Below are 18260 nucleotides of genomic sequence, written 5' to 3' on the forward strand. Positions count from 1 at the left end.
TCTTGTTATTGTCCGCATCCAACCACGCTTTACCGAAACAACCTACTCGACCAAGGGCTAAGTGATTGATTAGTAGAGCGCTGTCGCGTCGAGCGGCAGCGTTTGCACGAGCGCTCTGTTAGGATTTCGGCCTTCACGGGGCAGTTCTGAAGGCCGGGGTAGCATTTCCTTCGGTTTTGCGACGGAGTGTCGCCGTAATATGCCCGGTTTCGGGCAATCAAATAACGAATGATGAGACCTGCCAGCGGCAATGTCTTACGGGGGAATGATGGATTTTTGGACCGCCATGCAGGCTGTGATTCTCGGCATCGTCGAGGGTCTGACGGAATTTTTGCCCATTTCGAGTACCGGTCACCAGATCGTGGTCGCCGACCTGATCGACTTTGGCGGCGAACGCGCGATGGCGTTCAACATCATCATCCAGCTGGGCGCGATCCTGGCGGTGGTGTGGGAATTTCGCCGCAAGATCCTGGACGTGGTGGTGGGCCTGCCCCGCCAGGCCCGGGCCCAGCGCTTTACCCTCAACCTGCTGATCGCCTTCATGCCCGCCGTGGTGCTGGGCGTGCTGTTCGCCGACCTGATCCATGAGTACCTGTTCAACCCGATCACGGTGGCGGTGGCCCTGGTGGTGGGCGGGGTGATCATGCTGTGGGCCGAGCGCCGCCAGCACGTGGTGCGCGCCGAGGAGGTCGATGACATGCGCTGGACCGATGCGCTGAAGATCGGCTGCGCGCAGTGCCTGGCAATGATTCCAGGGACTTCGCGGTCGGGCTCGACGATCATCGGCGGGCTGTTGTTCGGCCTGTCGCGCAAGGCCGCCACCGAGTTCTCGTTCTTTCTGGCGATGCCGACCATGGTCGGGGCGGCGGTGTTCTCGGGCTACAAGTACCGTGACCTGTTCCAGCCGGATGACTTCCCGGTGTTCGCCATCGGCTTTGTGGTGTCGTTCATCTTCGCGATGATTGCGGTGCGCGGCTTGCTCAAGTTCATCGCCAGCCACAGCTACGCGGTGTTTGCCTGGTACCGTATCGCATTTGGCCTGGTGATCCTGGCGACCTGGCAGTTCGGCTGGGTCGACTGGGCCGTGGCGCACGGCTGAGATGGCCCGCATCGAAACGCGCCCGCCCATGCGCCACCTGCGCCTCAAGTTGCTGGCATTCGTGGCCCTGTGCCTGCTGCCGGTGCTGGGCGCACTGAAGCTGGGTGTGGGCACAGGCAACTGGTTGTGGCTGGCGGCCTATGGGCTGGCGAGCCTTGGCTGTTTCGGGCTGTATGGCTACGACAAGCGTCAGGCGCGCGGCCAGGGGCAGCGTACCCCCGAGAAGGTGCTGCATGCCTGCGAACTGGTCGGTGGCTGGCCAGGCGCGCTGCTGGCGCAGCAGGTGTTCCGGCACAAGACACGCAAGTTGTCCTATCAGCTGGTGTTCTGGGTGATCGTGCTGGGGCATCAGGTGTTCTGGGCCGACTACCTGTTTCTTGCCGGGCGATTGTTCGGATTCTAGAGCGCTTTCGCCAGCAAGGTCTGCGCCTTCAGGGGCCGGCCTTGCCGGCGAAAGCCATCGGCCTCAGAGCAGCAGCCCGACCTGTACGCGCTTGGGCAATCGCCGCACCACCAGTTGGTGCGAGCGGCGCAGCAACTCTTCCAGTTCCCCACGCCCCATCGCATAAGGCTGCGCCACACTGATCCAGTGTGCCCGCGCCAGGTACGGCGCCGGTCGCACCCCGGGGCGGTCCACGTAGCCCAGGAACAGTTCGGTGTCGACCTTGAACGACAAGCCTGCACCCGCCAGGTCCATCACCGCGAACATCTTGTTGCCGGCCACCGAGAACACCCGCACGCCACCCCATTTGTAATCTTCCTGCACACCGGGCAGGCCCAGGCAGAATGCCGCCACCTGTGCCTCGGTCATTTTTCGCTCAGACATAACGCTCTCCGCATTCCTCGAACGAGGCTACCAGGTGATCGATCCACGCCCTGACCGCCGGCAGCACGCCGCGCCGGTGCGGGTACACCGCCTGCAGGTAACCGCCCGGCAGTGACCAGCCCGGCAGCAGGCGTACCAGTTCGCCGCGCTGCAGTTCGGCCTCGCAGTGCATGATAGGCAGCGTGGTGAAGCCCAGGCCCGCCAGGGTGGCGGCCTTGCGCACCACGAAGTCGTCGATGGCCAGGCGCGCTTCCAGGGTCAGGTCCTGCTTGTGGCCCTGCTCGTCGAGCAGGCGCAGGTGCACCAGGCGGTCGGCCTCGACCGCGCCCAGTACCGGCACCCTGGCCAGGTCGGCAGGGGAGCTGACAGGGTGCCGGGCGGCAAACTCAGGTGCGGCCACCAGCAGCATCTGCGCCTGGCGCAGGCGGCGGGTGACCAGCGCCGGGTCTTCGTCGCCCAGGTCGCGCACACGCAGGGCCACGTCGATGCCCTCGGTGATCAGGTCGACCCGGCGGTTGAGCAGCACCATGTCCAGCTGCACCTGCGGGTACTGTTGCAAAAATGCGCTGATCACGCCGGGCAGGAACTCATGGGCCAGGCCCACCGGGCACGACACCCGCAAGCGCCCGCGCGGTTCGCTGGTCATGCTGGCCACCGCCTCGTCGGCCATCTCGGCCTCCAGCAGCATGGCCTGGCAATGGCGCAGGTAGCGCTCGCCCACGGCGGTGAGCTTGAGTTGCCGGGTGGTGCGCTGCAGCAGACGCGTGCCCAGGCGCTCCTCCAGTTCGGCAATGCGCCGCGACAGCCTGGATTTGGGCACACCGAGCAGACGCCCGGCCGCCGCGAAGCCGCCGGCCTCCACCACGCGGGCGAAATAGAACAGATCGTTGAGGTCTTGCATGCCGGTCATGGGCATTGTCCTGCCAGTGGGACGAAGAAGTGCGAATTTGCGATCTTATCAGCTATTGGCTATCCCGGTAGCATCCTCCCCATCGTGATCGCCAGCCGATCCTCATTCAGGAGAGCCCCATGAAACTGTTGCACATCGATTCCAGCATCCTCGGCGACAACTCCGCTTCTCGCCAGCTCAGCCAGCGCGTGGTCGCCGCCTGGCAAGCGGCAGAACCTTCGGCGCAGGTGGTCTACCGGGACCTGGCCGCCGATGCCATCAGCCATTTCTCGGCCGCGACCCTGGTTGCCGCCGGCACGCCTGACGAACTGCGCGATGCGGCGCAGCAACATGAAGCCAGGCTCAGCAGTGAAACCCTCCAGGAGTTTCTGGCGGCCGATGCGGTGGTGATCGCGGCGCCCATGTACAACTTCACCGTGCCGACCCAGCTCAAGGCCTGGATCGACCGCATTGCCGTCGCCGGCCAGACCTTCCGCTACACCGAAGCCGGGCCTGAAGGCCTGTGCGGCAACAAGAAGGTGATCGTGGTGTCGACCTCCGGCGGCCTGCACGTCGGCCAGCCGACCGGTGTGGCCCACGAGGAATTCCTCAAGGTGTTCCTGGGCTTTATCGGCATCACCGACGTCGAGTTCGTGCGCGCCCATGGCCTGGCCTACGGTGACGAGCACCGCAGCAATGCCATGCAGGCCGCCCAGGCGCAGATCGACAGCGAGCTGTTCGCGGCTGCCTGAGCCCCTGTCGAAAAGCCGACTTGCGGTCACCCCGCAAGTCGGCTTTTTCATGCACCTTTCATCCAGCCCGGCCTGGCCCGCTCTATGCTTGCCAGTACCGGTCACAGGTGCGGGCCGGGCAGGGTGAGCAACGATGCGGTGGGTTCGAACATTTTTGATGCTGGTGCTGTGGAGCTGCTGCCTGCTGGTGCAGGCCGAGCCCGCGCAGCACTGGAGTGTCGGCCTGCATCGCATGGCTGTGACCGACCCGGTGGACGGCCAGCCGATGCAGGCCCTGGCGTTCTACCCATCCAGCGACATCGCCCGGTGGCATCAGGTCGACGGCTATCGGGTCCACGTGGCCGAAGAAGGCGCGGTGGTAATGGGCCGCTTCCCGTTGCTGATGCTGTCCCATGGCAATACCGGCACGCCACTGGCGCTGCATGACCTGGCCAGCGCCCTGGCACGCCGGGGCTTCGTGGTGGTCGCGGTGGTGCACCCGGGAGACAACGCCCGCGATCACAGCCGGCTTGGCACCCTGAGCAACCTCTATGGCCGGCCCCTGCAGATCAGTGCCGCCTTGACCGCGACCCTTGCCGATCCGTTGCTTGCACCTTACGTCAGCGACAGGCAGGTGGGCATGATCGGTTACTCGGCCGGTGGCGAGACGGCGTTGATCCTGTCCGGTGCCCGACCAGACCTGCAACGCCTGCGCCGCTACTGCCAGCAGAACCCGCTGGACGCCGATGCCTGCAAGGCCCATGGGGTGCTGGTGGCAGACCGTGACGACCTGCTGCCCCACGCCGACCCCAGGGTGCGTTCATTGCTGCTGATGGCGCCGTTGAGCCTGATGTTCGGACGCCACGCGCTGGCCGATGTGAAGGTGCCCGCGCTGATCTACAGCGGCGACCGCGACCAGTTGCTGGCCATCGACAAGAATGCCCAGGCACTGGCGCACAAACTGCCGATCACCCCCAACTACCGCCTGCTGGCGGGTGCCGGGCACTTCGTGTTCATGGCCCCGTGCGACGCATCCCAACTGCAGCATATGGCCACGCTGTGCACCGATGCCGAAGGGGTGGACCGCGCCGGCATACACCTGTCGTTACAGGCCGAAGCCACGCGCTTCTTCACCCGCACCCTGGGGGGCGCCGAGCGTGTCGGCCTGAGTGCGGTCGATCACTGAGCCGTGGCGCGGCGCAACAGCACCAGGGTCAGGCCCACGCCGGCCAGTGACAGCAGCGCGGCCACACAGAAGATCGAGGCGTAGCCCAGGTGCGCAGCGATGGCGCCCATCACCGGGCCGGCAATCGCCAGGGCCAGGTCGAAGAACACTGCGTAGGCCCCCAGCCCGGCGCCGCGGCTGGAACTGGGCACCTGCTTGATCGCCTCGACCCCCAGTGCCGGGTACACCAGTGACAGGCCGAAGCCGCTCAGCCCCGCGCCGACCAACGCCAGCAGCGGTGACGGCGCCAGCCACAACAATGCTAGCCCCAGGGCCTCGACGCCCATGCAGGCAATTGCCACGCGGTAGCCGCCCCACTGGTTGACCGCGTTCACGAACAGCAGCCGCGACAGGATGAAGCACACGCCAAAGGCGCTCAGGCACAGGGCGGCGCCGCTCCAGCCGCGTTCTATATAGAAGAGCGTGACGAAGGTGGTCAGCGTGCCATAGCCGATGGAGGCCAGGGTAAGGCCCACACCGCACGGTGCCACCCGCGCGAAGGCGGCCCAGAACGGCAGGCGCACGCCACGCACCACCGGCACCGAGGGCTTGTTGCGTATCACCAGTAGCGCCGCTGCTGCCAGCGCGGTCAGGCTCAGGCCCAGGGTGGCGAAGTTCAGTTCGCTGGCCACGATCACCCCCAGCGGTGCTCCGATGGCGATGGCGCCATAGGAGGCGATACCGTTCCAGGAAATCACCCGCGCGGTGTGTTCGGCGCCCACCTGGCCGATGCCCCAGCTCAGGGTGCCCACGCCAATCAGGCCCTGCGCGATGCCCAGGGCCACCCGTGCAGCCAGCAGCACCGCCAGGCTCATCACTGGCAGGTGCACGGCCAATGCCGATGCCCAGGTCAGCACGCCGCTCAGCGCGATGCCCAGCAGCCCGTAGATGATCGCGCGCTTGGTCCCCAGGCTGTCGGCCAGGCGTCCGGCCATGGGGCGGCTGAGCAGGGTGGACAGGTATTGCAGGCCGATGGTGATGCCGGCGATGACCGCGCTGAACCCCAGGGTGTCATGCACGTGGCTGGGCAGCACCGCGATCGGCAGGCCGATGCAGAGGAAGGCGATGAAGGTGTAGAAGACGATCGACAGTATCTGTCGGGTAACCGACTCGTTACTGAGTGCAGCAGAAGGGGGCGGGGCAGACATGGGGCTCGTTCGCAGGCAAGCGGTTGGAGGCGACCATGATGGCGGGAGCGGGCAGGAAAAGAAAGCAGGCTAACGAACAAGCTGTGGCCAGCAAGGCCGGCCCCCACCCGGGTCGCGAAAACCACGCACCCTGCAGGAGCCGGCCTTGCCGGCGAAGCTTGTGTACGACGTTTAGATCAACACACCCTGGCTGCGCAGGTAGTCGTCATAGGTACCGCTGAAGTCGATCACGCCGCTGGGGCTCAGCTCGATGATGCGGGTGGCCAGCGAGGACACGAACTCGCGGTCGTGGCTGACGAACAGCAGCGTGCCCGGGTAGTTTTCCAGCGCCAGGTTGAGCGCCTCGATCGATTCCATGTCCAGGTGGTTGGTCGGTTCGTCCATCACCAGTACGTTGGGCTTTTGCAGAATCAGCTTGCCGAACAGCATGCGGCCTTGCTCGCCACCGGAGATCACCTTCACCGACTTGAGGATCTCGTCGTTGGAGAACAGCATGCGCCCCAGGGTGCCGCGGATGATCTGCTCGCCCTGCGTCCACTGGCCCATCCAGTCGAACAGGCTCAGGTCCTCTTCGAAATCGTGGGCGTGGTCCTGGGCGTAGTAGCCCACTTCGGCGCTTTCGGTCCATTTCACCTCGCCGGCATCCGGGGTCAGCTCGCCGACCAGGGTGCGCAGCAGGGTGGTCTTGCCGATACCGTTGGGGCCGATGATCGCCACGCGCTCGCCGGCTTCGACGGTGAAGCTGAAGTTCTTGAACAGGGTCTTGCCGTCGAAGCCCTTGGACATCTTCTCGATGGTCACGGCCTGGCGGTGCAGCTTCTTGGTCTGCTCGAAGCGGATGAACGGGCTGACGCGGCTCGATGGCTTGACCTCGGCCAGCTGGATCTTGTCGATCTGCTTGGCACGCGAGGTGGCCTGCTTGGCCTTGGAGGCGTTGGCCGAGAAGCGGCTGACGAAGGTCTGCAGCTCGGCGATCTGGGCCTTCTTCTTGGCGTTGTCCGACAGCAGTTGCTCGCGCGACTGGGTGGCGGCGGTCATGTACTCGTCGTAGTTGCCCGGGAACAGACGCAGCTCACCGTAGTCCAGGTCAGCCATGTGGGTGCACACGCTGTTGAGGAAGTGACGGTCGTGGGAAATGATGATCATGGTGCTGTTACGCGCCGTGAGGATGCTTTCCAGCCAGCGGATGGTGTTGATGTCCAGGTGGTTGGTCGGCTCGTCGAGCAGCAGCACTTCAGGGTCGGAGAACAGTGCCTGGGCCAGCAGCACACGCAGTTTCCAGCCTGGGGCGACTTCGGTCATGGGGCCGAAATGCTGTTCGAGGGGGATACCCAGGCCCAGCAGCAGTTCACCGGCGCGGGATTCGGCGGTGTAGCCGTCCATCTCGGCGAATTCGGTTTCCAGCTCGGCGACGGCCATGCCGTCGTCTTCGGTCATTTCCGGCAGCGAGTAGATGCGATCACGCTCGGCCTTGACCCGCCACAGTTCCTCGTGGCCCATGATCACGGTGTCGATCACGGTGAATTCTTCGTAGGCGAACTGGTCCTGGCGCAGCTTGCCCAGGCGCACGTTCGGCTCGAGCATCACCTGGCCGGCCGACGGCTCCAGGTCGCCGCCGAGGATTTTCATGAAGGTCGACTTGCCACAGCCGTTGGCGCCGATCAGGCCGTAGCGGTTGCCATTGTTGAACTTGACCGAGACGTTCTCGAACAAGGGCTTGGCGCCAAACTGCATGGTGATGTTAGCGGTAGAAATCAAGTGCTTATCCTGCGGGGTGTCCAGAGGTGTGTTTAGGTGCCGCCGACCTTTTGGGGCCGATTTTGGGCCCGTCAGATACGGGACGGCAGCTTCTCCAGCTCCTTCCAATCCGAGGAGGAGCTGATCCATTTTGCGTAGGTAGAGAGCAACATCTCGACGCTGTGGCCGAGTTGGTTCGCGATGAACGTGGGGTTCATCCCAGCCATTAGGCACATGGTTGCGTAGGTGTGGCGCGTGTCGTACTGCCGACGTTCACGGATGCCCAGCGCCTTGAGCGCGAGCTTGAAGTGCCTGATTGTAACACCTGCCTGCCTGATCTACATCCCGCCTTTACCCGGCTGGAACACAAAAGGACTGGTGGGAGTGGCTGATTTCGATGCCATTTTGCGCAAACCCGGTACCACGGCCTGTTGCTCCTCAGCGTGCTCATCCCGGCGTTTCTTCCTTTTTGCCCGCATGTTTATCTGCGGGCCGCTACTGCCGTCGTCCTTGAACGCCGCCACAGCGGCCCGGCCAGTTCTTCGTTTGCCACGGCAACAGCTCTCCAGGCCCGCGCCTTTCGGCGGACTGATGTGTTATAAAAAAGTATGTCAAACAGGAGGTTAGATATGGCCAATAAAGCCAAACCGTTCTACTACGCTGCGGCGCCACTGATTGCAATCGGCGCTGCGTTCGCCGCAGTCGGCGCCTCTGGGCAAGCTGCTTTTGGCTACACCGCGGTCGGCTTTCTGGTGCCTGGTGTAGTGCTGCTCATTACCGGATATCGCCAGCGGGCTTGACGTGTGCGGTGGGGTCAAGCTGCAGGCACAGGCATACAAATAGGTGCCTGAGTGAAAATACTCAACGCGGACTATCGAGCGAGCCTTGAATAGGGAGGCCCTGCCTGAAGCGAAAACTCTTGTTCCAGGCATCTACCCCAGACAATAGGGGGGCGTGATTCCAAGAGAGCCCTTACGGAACTGCCTCGCAATGCCTGTCTCGGCCAAATTGTTAATTTTTTTCGCGTAATACTGGCTTAATTTTTAAAAGGCTTGATTGCCTGCTTTGGAGGTTGACGACATTTTTTTGATGATCAGTGCCCAATTGTAAGAGCCATTTTCAGCGAATACACTCCAGACCATGAAACGCTACCTGCGGTTTTGTCTCATCTTCTTGATCAGCCTGGCGCTTCCCCTCAGTGGGATGGCGGGGGTTCAGGCACCGACAGAACCTTGCCCGATGAAGACCATGGGTATGGCTATGATGGACGACATGGGCATGGATTGTTGCAACGACATGAAAAGCCCTGTCGAACACGGCAAACCTTGCAAGCCGGGCCAGGAGTGCAAGTCGGGCGGTATGTTGCAAGTCTCAATCTTCAAGCCTCCTGTGACCGTGTTCAGCCCCGTAGTGCTTTCCCTCATCAGCGATTCTCTGCCTGTACAGACCCCGTCCGGGGTATGGCGACCGCCACGCGTTTGATTCCTTTCCAACATTGAGCCTCATTCCGCATTAGCGGGATGGACTAGCTGCGCGCGTTCCATTTTTTCGCGTGCAGTGGATGATCACAGGAATCGTAAACATGAACTCCAAGTGCAATTGCACAGGCTGGTCTCTTATGGCCGGCTTGGCGGCAAGCGTGCTGGCATTGCCGAGCTTCGCTGCGCCATTGACGCTCGATGAAGCTCTGCGTCTGGCCGAAAACAATGCGCCGTCGCTGACCGCACAAGATGCCAAAATTCAAGCTGCCAGCAGTGCAGCTATTCCAGCCGGTGAATTACCTGATCCCAAGCTGCTGATGGGCGTGCAGAACTACCCCATTGGGGGCCCGGATCGCTGGAGCATCGACCAAGACTTCATGACCATGCAAATGGTCGGGGTCAGACAGGAGATGCCCAACAGCGACAAGCGCAAAGCGCGGATTGAGGTCGCCGATGCAGCTATTGATCGCGCCTCTGCGGAGCGTCGAGTCGAACGTCTGAAGGTACGCCAGTCCACGGCATTGGCCTGGATCAGTAGTTACTCGGTTGAGCGCAAAGATGCACTGTTTCAGGACTTTTACAAAGAAAATCTCCTGCTAGCCGATACTGTACGGGCTCAGATTGCCGGTGGCCGCGCTCAACCTGCTGACGCGGTGACACCCAAACAAGAAGCAGCCAAACTGGCAGAACAACAGGACGATCTGACTCTCCAAAGAGCGCAAGCACAAGCGGCTCTCAAACGCTGGATTGGTTCTGCCGCTAACGACAAGCCTGTGGGTAGTTTTCCTGAATGGCCGGTCGACACCTCAGGCTACTCCCATAGGCTGCAACACCATCCCGAGTTGGCTGCGTTTGCACCGATGACCCGCGAAGCGCAGGCCAAGGTTCGGGAAGCCGTATCAGAGAAGCAGTCGGACTGGAGCTGGGAAGTGGATTACCAGCATCGTGGCCGTGAGTTCGGCGATATGGTCAGCGTGCAATTTTCTTGGGATTTACCTCTGTTTCCTGACTCGCGCCAAACCCCCAAAATCGCTGCCAAGCAGGCTGAACTCAGCCAGCTCGAGGCCGAGCGCGAAGCCCTGTCACGCGAGCACACTCAGCAATTGGAGAGCGAACTGGCCGACTATGAGCGCCTGAATCGTGCGGTGCGTCGAAATCAGGAAAGCCTGTTGCCTCTGGCCAAGGAAAAGGTCGAACTCAGTATGGCGAGTTATCGGTCGGGCAAAGGCGATTTGAGCGCCGTGGTTGCCGCCCGACGTGAACTCGTCGAAGCGCGCCTCAAACAGATCGACGTGGAGGAGCAACGAGCGCTGACCAGTGCGCGCCTGTATTTCGCTTATGGGGAGACCAGCCAATGAGCCTAAAAAAATGGAGTGGGTCATTGGTGATAGGCATCTCGTTGGCATTGGGTGTAGCCGGTGGGTACTGGTTCGCTCATCTGCGCATGAGCGAAGTGCCAAGTACCGTTCCAGAGCAGAGCCTCAATTCTCCAAACGAGCGGAAAGCCCTGTATTGGTACGATCCCATGTACCCGCAACAAAAATTCGACAAGCCGGGTAAATCCCCCTTCATGGACATGCAGTTGGTTCCCCAGTACGCCAGCGGTGCAGGGGATCGGGCAACTGTGAGTATTGATCCGAGCTTGACTCAAAATCTCGGGCTGCGTTTTGCGACCGTCACCCGTGGTGTCCTGGATTCCAGCCTCAATGTGACAGGCATCCTGGCGTTCAACGAGCGTGATGTCGCGGTGATTCAGGCTCGCACCAGTGGTTTTGTGGAGCGGGTCTACGCCCATGCTCCCGGTGACGTGCTCAAGGCCAACGCGGCATTGGCGGATATCCTAGTGCCAGAGTGGGCAGCCGCCCAGACGGAGTTCCTTGCCCTGAAACGCAGCGGGGATGCTGAGCTACTGGCTGCGGCCCGCCAACGATTACTGCTCACGGGAATGCCAGCGGCACTGATCACTCAGGTCGGGCGTAGTGGCAAGGTTCAGCCTTACTTGACGCTCACCAGCCCTATAGGTGGTGTGCTGCAAGAATTGAATGTTCGTGCAGGCATGACCGTGGCGATTGGCGATACTCTGGCACGTGTGAACGGCTTGAGCAGTATCTGGCTGGCCGTGGCCATTCCAGAATCGGAAGCCGGAACTCTCACCTTAGGACAGACTGTCGAAGCGCGCTTGCCTGCCTTTCCGGGAACAACACTCAATGGCAAGGTCAGCGCGATTTTGCCCGAGACCAACTCGGACAGTCGCACAATTCGTGTGCGGGTGGAGCTGCCCAATCCTGACGGTCACCTGAGACCAGGTCTGTCGGCGGAGGTACGTCTGAACCGCTCGACCGAGCAGAGTGTCCTGTGGGTGCCAAGCGAGGCCGTCATTCGCACTGGTCGACGTGCTCTGGTGATGCTCGCCGCAGGCGCGGGTCGCTACCGTCCTGTGGAGATCCAACTTGGGCAGGAAAGCGATGGTAGAACGGCGATCCTGAAGGGCTTGGAAGAAGGTCAGAAGGTGGTTACGTCTGGCCAATTCCTGCTCGACTCGGAGGCCAGCCTTAAGGGCGTTGTCATAGGGGCGGAGGACGAGTCACCACCAGGTGCAGCAGGCTCCAGCTTACATGAAGCGGATGGGCAGATTGTTGAGATCAACGACAAAGAGGTCACTCTTGCCCATGGCCCTTTCAAGACGTTGGGCATGCCTGGTATGACGATGACTTTCCCGCTTGCCAAACCGGCACTGATGCAGGGACTTGAAACGGGTGACAAGGTTCGTATCGGAGTTACTCAAACCGATGATGGTTTGCGTGTGGATCGCTTGGATAAATCGGGGAGCCAGCCATGATCGCGGCCCTGATTCGTTGGTCAGTGGCCAACCGTATCCTAGTGCTACTGGCGACATTGTTCGTTACGGCTTGGGGCATTTGGTCGGTGCAGAGCACCCCTATAGACGCGCTGCCCGATCTCTCTGATGTACAGGTAATCATCCGTACACCTTACGCAGGCCAGGCGCCGCAGATTGTCGAGAACCAGGTCACCTATCCGTTAGCCACCACCACGCTCTCGGTGCCGGGTGCCAAGACGGTACGTGGTTACTCCTTCTTTGGTGATAGCTTCGTTTACGTGTTGTTCGAAGACGGCACTGACTTGTATTGGGCCCGTTCGCGGGTGCTGGAATACCTGAGCCAAATACAAAGTCGATTGCCTGCCAGTGCCAAGCCGGCGTTGGGGCCGGATGCGACAGGGGTGGGGTGGATCTATCAATATGCACTGGTAGATCGCAGTGGCGGACACGACCTGGCACAGCTTCGCGCTCTTCAGGACTGGTTCCTCAAGTTCGAACTCAAGACTTTGCCCAACGTTGCGGAAGTGGCTACCGTGGGAGGCATGGTAAAGCAGTACCAGGTGCAGCTCGATCCGCTCAAACTGGCCAGCCTCGGCATCACGCAAGTCGAGGTGAGCGAGGCTCTCGGCAAAGCTAACCAGGAAACCGGTGGTGCCGTGTTGGAGATGGCAGAGACCGAGTTCATCGTGCGGGCGTCGGGCTATTTAAAGACACTTAATGACTTTCGAGCGATCCCGCTTAAGTTGGGTTCAGGCGGTGTGCCGGTGAGCCTGGGTGATGTCGCCACGATTCAGTTAGGGCCGGAAATGCGCAGGGGCATCTCCGAACTCGACGGCGAAGGTGAGACCGTCGGTGGTGTGGTGATTTTGCGTAGCGGCAAGAATGCTCGCGAAACCATTGCAGCGGTCAAGACCAAGCTCGATGAACTGAAAAGCAGTCTGCCGGCTGGTGTGGAAATCGTCACCACCTACGACCGCAGCAAGCTGATCGACCGCGCTGTCGATAATCTCAGTCACAAGCTGATCGAGGAGTTCATCGTCGTCGCCTTGGTGTGTGGGATCTTCCTCTGGCACCTGCGCTCATCCCTGGTGGCGATTATCTCCTTACCGGTTGGTGTATTGATTGCCTTCATCGTCATGCGTTACCAAGGTATCAACGCCAACATCATGTCCTTGGGCGGAATAGCCATCGCCATTGGTGCCATGGTCGATGCTGCCGTAGTGATGATCGAAAACGCCCACAAGAAAATCGAGGCCTGGCACGCAGCCAATCCGGATGAGGAGCTAACGGGGGAGCGTCATTGGCATGTGATGACTGAAGCAGCGGCAGAGGTAGGCCCGGCACTTTTCTTCTGCCTATTGATCATCACCTTGTCGTTCATTCCGGTATTCACCCTTGAGGCTCAGGAAGGACGGCTGTTTGGCCCATTGGCGTTCACCAAGACCTACGCCATGGCCGCAGCGGCGGGATTGTCTGTGACTCTGGTGCCCGTGCTGATGGGCTACTGGATTCGAGGGCGAATACCCAATGAGCAGCAGAACCCGTTAAACCGTTGGCTGATCCGAATCTATCAGCCGGCTTTGGATATGGTCTTGCGTCGACCTAAGATCACATTGCTGTTGGCGCTACTGATTTTTGTCAGTGCGCTATGGCCAATGTCGCGCTTGGGTGGTGAGTTTCTTCCGCCGCTGGACGAGGGTGATCTGCTCTATATGCCTTCGGCTTTGCCGGGCTTGTCGGCACAGAAAGCAGCGCAATTGCTGCAACAGACCGACCGCCTGATCAAAACCGTGCCCGAAGTCGAACATGTCTTCGGTAAAGCGGGACGCGCGGAAACTGCCACCGACCCCGCGCCGCTAGAGATGTTCGAAACCACCATTCAATTCAAACCGCACGAGCTATGGCGTGCAGGCATGACCCAGGAAAAACTGGTGGAAGAACTGGATCGAGTGGTGCGAGTCCCTGGACTGACGAATATCTGGATACCACCGATTCGCAACCGTATCGACATGCTGGCCACTGGGATCAAGAGTCCCATCGGGGTGAAAGTTGCCGGCACCAACCTGACGGAGATCGACGCCGCTACTCAGGCGGTAGAGCGCGTTGCCAAGGGTGTGCCTGGTGTCAGTTCAGCTCTGGCTGAGCGCCTGACCGGTGGCCGTTACATCGACGTGGATATCGACCGCAAAGCCGCCGCGCGCTACGGGCTGAATATTGCCGATGTGCAGTCCATCGTGGCCGGTGCTATCGGTGGTGAAAACGTCGGGGAGACCATTGAAGGGCTCGCCCGTTTTCCGATCAGCGTGCGCTACCCACGGGAGTGGCGTGATTCGGTCGGCGCCTTGGAGCAATTGCCGATCTATACCCCGCTAGGGAGCCAGATCACCCTCGGCATAGTGGCGAAGGTCAAGGTCACGGATGGCCCACCGATGCTCAAGAGCGAAAACGCACGACCTTCGGGTTGGGTGTACATCGATGTGCGTGGTCGAGACATTGCCTCGGTGGTCGCCGATCTGCGCCGAATCGTCAGTGAGCAGGTCAAGTTGCAGCCCGGAATGAGCCTGAGCTATTCAGGACAGTTTGAATTTCTCGAAAGGGCCAACGCACGACTCAAGCTGGTGGTGCCTGCCACGCTGCTGATCATCTTCGTGCTGCTCTATCTGACGTTCGCCCGCTTCGATGAGGCTTTGCTGATCATGGCCACGCTGCCATTCGCACTTACGGGCGGAGCATGGTTCCTCTATCTGCTGGGATTCAACCTATCGGTCGCCACCGGGGTCGGCTTTATCGCCTTGGCCGGTGTGTCCGCCGAGTTTGGTGTGATCATGCTGCTCTACCTGAAGAATGCCTGGGCCGAACGGGAAGACCTCGGCGACAGCACTGAGCGCGGGCTGGTGGCAGCGATTCGTGAAGGCGCTGTGCAGCGCGTTCGACCCAAGGCCATGACCGTGGCGGTCATTATTGCCGGTTTGCTGCCGATCCTGTTGGGCAGTGGCACTGGTAGCGAAGTGATGAGCCGCATTGCCGCGCCCATGGTCGGCGGCATGGTCACGGCCCCCTTGCTTTCCCTGTTTGTCATTCCGGCAGCCTATCGCCTGATGCGTCGCCGGCACCTCATCGTTGAACCGATCAAACCACAAGGAAAATTCGTATGAAACTGACCCTGATCGCAGCTGCCAGTACCGCGTTTATGTTTTCACTTTCTGCCTACTCGCAGGACATGCCGGGTATGAAAATGGATGGTATGGAGGGCATGAAGATGGAGCAGGAAACAAAACAGGCTCCAGTTGCTGACGCTGAGGGAACCATCAAGGCTATGGATACTTCGAAGCATACGGTGACCATCTCCCACGGAGCTGTGCCAGCGGTGCAATGGCCCCCAATGACTATGGCCTTTTCAGTGACGGAGGATCAGCTGGCAGGTCTGAAGGTCGGAGACCATGTATCGTTTTCCTTTAGGGTAAAGGATGGCAAAGCCGCAATCGTTTCCATTAAAAAATAAGACTGTAGCGATGAGAACTACCGGCACGCTCTGTCGTGCCGGTTTGGAAAGGCTGCCCTTGCTAAAATCCGCCATCTGATCGTCGCCACAATTCGCGTATTTACCATGGACACCACGTGATCCATTTCTGTGAAAATGCGTGTGGTCTATGGACGCCGGAAACTTGCTCTAAACCCCGCCAACTGTTCATTCAAACTGATCTCCATGGGTTGACATCTTTCCTTTATATCGACAAAGCCTTCGCCGATCTGACGGGTATGACCGACCTGGACCAGCTCGGCTGGCGCATCCGCGCCCCGTGCAACCACAAAATGGAAAAACACCGAATCGACCCAAGTGGGGTAAGCCAAGGCTGCGGTACTTGTAAGCGAACGCTGTTTGTCCCCTCAAATCTTGATTTCTGATATGTCCGTGCTTTATTGGCTGATGTTTGTCGTCATTGACGATCAAACACTATTTGTCATTACCGAGCCAGGTGCTTGCACGTTCGCTTGAAGGCCTGGGCTCGCGCGTGTTGATAATCAGTTTGGTCAAGGAAATCAAAGGAATGAAACTTTCACCCGCAGCAAAAGGAATTGCACTGGCCCTGGTCGGTTTCTGTTCATCGATACCCGTGGTGCACGCCTGCACGCGGCTGGTTTTTCTTGGAGACAACCAACAGATCATAACGGCACGCTCAATGGACTGGGCGAAGGATGTGGAAACCAACCTGTGGGTGTTCCCCCAGGGCATGAAGCGCCACGGTGAGGCAGGCCCCAATTCGGTTACCTGGACGTCGAAGTACGGCAGTGTCATTGCGTCCGGCTACGATATTTCCACCACCGACGGCATCAACGAAGCCGGGTTGTCTGCAAACCTGCTGTGGCTGGTGGAATCAGAATATCCAGCACTCGAACAGGGCAAGCCAGGGCTCAGTATCTCGGCATGGGCTCAGTACGTATTGGATAACTTCAAGACCGTGGCTGAAGCGGTCGAGGCGCTCAAGGCCGAACCGTTTCATGTGGTGACATCCAAGGTTCCGAACGAAACCCGCCTGGCAACGCTGCACCTTTCAATGTCCGATGCGTCGGGTGATAGCGCAATCGTTGAATATATCGATGGCAAGCAAGTCATTCACCACGACAGAAAATATCAAGTGATGACGAACTCGCCGAAGTTCGACGAGCAGTTGGAAATGTATGCTTATTGGCAAGGCATTGACGGAACACAGATGTTGCCTGGCACCAACCGCTCGCCTGATCGCTTTGCGCGTGCGTCCTTCTACGTAAATGCCGTGCCCAAGCATGAGGATGCGCGGCTGTCACTGGCCAGTGTGTTCAGTGTGATTCGCAACGTCTCGGTGCCGTACGGCATTACAACGCCAGATCAGCCCAATATCTCATCCACGCGCTGGCGCACCGTGGCGGACCATAAACACAAGCAGTATTTTTTCGAGTCCGCAGTCACGCCCAATACGTTCTGGGTTGACCTGAAGAAGGTGGACCTCAGCCAGAAAACCGGCAAGGTGAAGAAGCTGGACCTGGGGCCGAACCAGGCAAACGTGTATGCCGGCGAAGTGTCCGCCCGCTTCGAAGAGTCCGCACCGTTCAAATTCGAGGGGATTTGAATTGCACCAGCGACTTGATCCCTGACATTTACACTCAGGACGCAACAGCGCTCGCCTCGGCAATCATGAGGTCGAGCGCTTTTGTGTGCGTTGAACAAAAGGCGGCTCGGTCATCAGCCTGCCTGTGGCAACCTAAATCCCAGACAAAGAAAAGCCCGCGATGGGGGGGAGCGGGCTTAAAGGTTTCTACTAGGAGCTGGGTCAACCATAAGCCTTCGAATGTGAAAGGCTTGTGAAAATTACGGGATTGGTCTGAATGATTGCTATTTCACCGTGCAGGTCCAGCGGTGATTGTGCCGGTAGGGCGCGCGCATGAAGGTGATGTCCGAGACGCGGGTCAGGCCGCGTTTGCGCAGGGCGTCGGTCAGTTGTACGAGTGTCTCTGCTTCGATAGTCATTGCTGTTACCTCGTCAGATTTACTGCGTTCATAGGTCTGGACCGGGCGGGTGTCGGGCTAATTCAATTTTTTTGCCCGTGTATCGACGACCGCAAACAGGCCAGGCAAAAAAGATGAACCACCCACGCCGCCACGCGCTCACATGAACAGCGGTACCTCAAACGCAGTTCCCGAAAAACAGAACGAGGATTTCATGATGAATACCCTGTTGCGAAGCAGCGCTTTTGCGCTGGCGTTTACCCTGGCAGGCGCGGTACACGCGGCCCAGGACGCCGACGATTTCGTGGAAGACGCCTCGGCCAAAGGCATTGCCGAAGTGGAAGCCGGCAAGCTGGCCCAGGAGAAGGGCAGCGCCAGCGACGTGAAGGCCTTTGCCGACATGATGGTCAAGGACCACACCGCAGCCAACGAGAAGCTCAAGGCCATCGCTGCCAGCAAAAAGCTGGAAGTCTCGGATGATGCCATGCTGATGGACAAGGCCAAGGCGATGATTCTGGAGCTGCGTAGCGCCAAGTCGTTCGACCAGGCCTATGCCAACAACCAGGTCAAGGCGCACGAGGCCACCATCGAGCTGTTCGAGAACTATGTGAAGGACGGCACCGATGCCGAGCTCAAGGCGTTCGCCGAGAAAACCCTGCCCACGCTGAAAGAGCATCTGACCAAGGCCAGGGCACTTGCCAGCGCACACGGCGGTGATGCAGCCCAACCCTGAGTCAATGCCCGCTGGCCAGTGCGCAGGCGCTGGCCATTGGCAATGCAGTACGCACCGTTCCAGTCGT

The 18260-nt window shown here is 60.1% G+C and carries 18 protein-coding genes and 1 pseudogene; 13 read left to right on the forward strand and 6 right to left on the reverse strand.

Annotated features, from left to right (window positions below):
• Positions 1-268: 268 nt before the first annotated feature.
• Positions 269-1099, forward strand: coding sequence for an undecaprenyl-diphosphate phosphatase (locus QMX96_RS01680; protein WP_054914658.1), 831 nt, complete (start codon positions 269-271; stop codon positions 1097-1099).
• A 1-nt stretch (position 1100) separates the two neighbouring features.
• The gene (locus QMX96_RS01685) at positions 1101-1502 is read left to right on the forward strand and encodes a DUF1294 domain-containing protein (protein WP_236066268.1); all 402 of its coding nucleotides are present in this window, start codon (positions 1101-1103) and stop codon (positions 1500-1502) included.
• A 63-nt stretch (positions 1503-1565) separates the two neighbouring features.
• On the opposite strand, the gene QMX96_RS01690 is transcribed toward QMX96_RS01685, so the two are convergent.
• The gene (locus tag QMX96_RS01690; RefSeq protein WP_043861467.1) at positions 1566-1925 is read right to left on the reverse strand and encodes an MmcQ/YjbR family DNA-binding protein; all 360 of its coding nucleotides are present in this window, start codon (positions 1923-1925) and stop codon (positions 1566-1568) included.
• The gene (locus QMX96_RS01695; RefSeq protein WP_043861502.1) at positions 1918-2826 is read right to left on the reverse strand and encodes a LysR substrate-binding domain-containing protein; all 909 of its coding nucleotides are present in this window, start codon (positions 2824-2826) and stop codon (positions 1918-1920) included. Before QMX96_RS01695 ends, QMX96_RS01690 begins: the two co-directional genes overlap by 8 nt.
• Positions 2827-2954: 128 nt before the next feature.
• Between QMX96_RS01695 and QMX96_RS01700 the strand changes: the two genes are divergently transcribed.
• A complete protein-coding gene (locus QMX96_RS01700) occupies positions 2955-3566 on the forward strand; it encodes an FMN-dependent NADH-azoreductase (protein WP_054914558.1) in 612 nt (203 codons plus the stop codon).
• Between the two features lie 157 nt (positions 3567-3723).
• Positions 3724-4731: a dienelactone hydrolase gene (locus QMX96_RS01705; protein ID WP_104572381.1), complete on the forward strand. Its 1008-nt coding sequence runs from the start codon at positions 3724-3726 to the stop codon at positions 4729-4731.
• Here QMX96_RS01705 and QMX96_RS01710 read toward each other — a convergent pair.
• The 3 genes and pseudogenes from QMX96_RS01710 to QMX96_RS26930 form a co-directional block, all read right to left on the reverse strand.
• On the reverse strand, positions 4725-5918 hold the full coding sequence (locus QMX96_RS01710) for an MFS transporter (protein ID WP_054914556.1): 1194 nt from the start codon (positions 5916-5918) through the stop codon (positions 4725-4727). The genes QMX96_RS01705 and QMX96_RS01710 overlap by 7 nt on opposite strands.
• A gap of 171 nt (positions 5919-6089) precedes the next feature.
• Positions 6090-7676: an ABC-F family ATPase gene (locus tag QMX96_RS01715; RefSeq protein ID WP_043861471.1), complete on the reverse strand. Its 1587-nt coding sequence runs from the start codon at positions 7674-7676 to the stop codon at positions 6090-6092.
• A gap of 71 nt (positions 7677-7747) precedes the next feature.
• Positions 7748-8059: pseudogene (locus QMX96_RS26930) on the reverse strand (integrase).
• Between the two features lie 225 nt (positions 8060-8284).
• Between QMX96_RS26930 and QMX96_RS01720 the strand changes: the two are divergent.
• The 8 genes from QMX96_RS01720 to QMX96_RS01755 all read left to right on the forward strand — a co-directional run bounded on the left by QMX96_RS01720 (position 8285) and on the right by QMX96_RS01755 (position 17083).
• Complete coding sequence (locus QMX96_RS01720; protein WP_167400192.1) at positions 8285-8455, forward strand: hypothetical protein; 171 nt, start codon at positions 8285-8287, stop codon at positions 8453-8455.
• Positions 8456-8795: 340 nt separating this feature from the next.
• Positions 8796-9137, forward strand: coding sequence for a hypothetical protein (locus QMX96_RS01725; protein WP_054914555.1), 342 nt, complete (start codon positions 8796-8798; stop codon positions 9135-9137).
• A gap of 100 nt (positions 9138-9237) precedes the next feature.
• Positions 9238-10494 (forward strand): TolC family protein, encoded by a 1257-nt coding sequence (locus QMX96_RS01730; protein ID WP_043861473.1) that lies wholly within the window; start codon positions 9238-9240, stop codon positions 10492-10494.
• Positions 10491-11975, forward strand: coding sequence for an efflux RND transporter periplasmic adaptor subunit (locus QMX96_RS01735; RefSeq protein WP_229590076.1), 1485 nt, complete (start codon positions 10491-10493; stop codon positions 11973-11975). The genes QMX96_RS01730 and QMX96_RS01735 overlap by 4 nt, the downstream gene beginning before the upstream one ends.
• A complete protein-coding gene (locus QMX96_RS01740; protein ID WP_282360840.1) occupies positions 11972-15130 on the forward strand; it encodes an efflux RND transporter permease subunit in 3159 nt (1052 codons plus the stop codon). Before QMX96_RS01735 ends, QMX96_RS01740 begins: the two co-directional genes overlap by 4 nt.
• Positions 15127-15477: a copper-binding protein gene (locus tag QMX96_RS01745; RefSeq protein WP_078480399.1), complete on the forward strand. Its 351-nt coding sequence runs from the start codon at positions 15127-15129 to the stop codon at positions 15475-15477. The genes QMX96_RS01740 and QMX96_RS01745 overlap by 4 nt, the downstream gene beginning before the upstream one ends.
• A gap of 116 nt (positions 15478-15593) precedes the next feature.
• Complete coding sequence (locus tag QMX96_RS01750) at positions 15594-15881, forward strand: hypothetical protein (protein WP_282360844.1); 288 nt, start codon at positions 15594-15596, stop codon at positions 15879-15881.
• Between the two features lie 143 nt (positions 15882-16024).
• Positions 16025-17083, forward strand: a complete 1059-nt coding sequence (locus tag QMX96_RS01755) for a linear amide C-N hydrolase (protein ID WP_282360846.1) — start codon at positions 16025-16027, stop codon at positions 17081-17083.
• 263 nt (positions 17084-17346) lie between these two features.
• On the opposite strand, the gene QMX96_RS01760 is transcribed toward QMX96_RS01755, so the two are convergent.
• On the reverse strand, positions 17347-17481 hold the full coding sequence (locus tag QMX96_RS01760) for a hypothetical protein (RefSeq protein WP_255001044.1): 135 nt from the start codon (positions 17479-17481) through the stop codon (positions 17347-17349).
• A 196-nt stretch (positions 17482-17677) separates the two neighbouring features.
• Here QMX96_RS01760 and QMX96_RS01765 point away from each other — a divergent pair, with 196 nt between their 5' ends.
• On the forward strand, positions 17678-18193 hold the full coding sequence (locus QMX96_RS01765; protein WP_043861503.1) for a DUF4142 domain-containing protein: 516 nt from the start codon (positions 17678-17680) through the stop codon (positions 18191-18193).
• Positions 18194-18260 lie beyond the last annotated feature (67 nt).

It is taken from the genome of Pseudomonas sp. PS01300, from assembly GCF_029960155.1.
Taxonomy (GTDB): Bacteria; Pseudomonadota; Gammaproteobacteria; order Pseudomonadales; family Pseudomonadaceae; genus Aquipseudomonas; species Aquipseudomonas palmensis.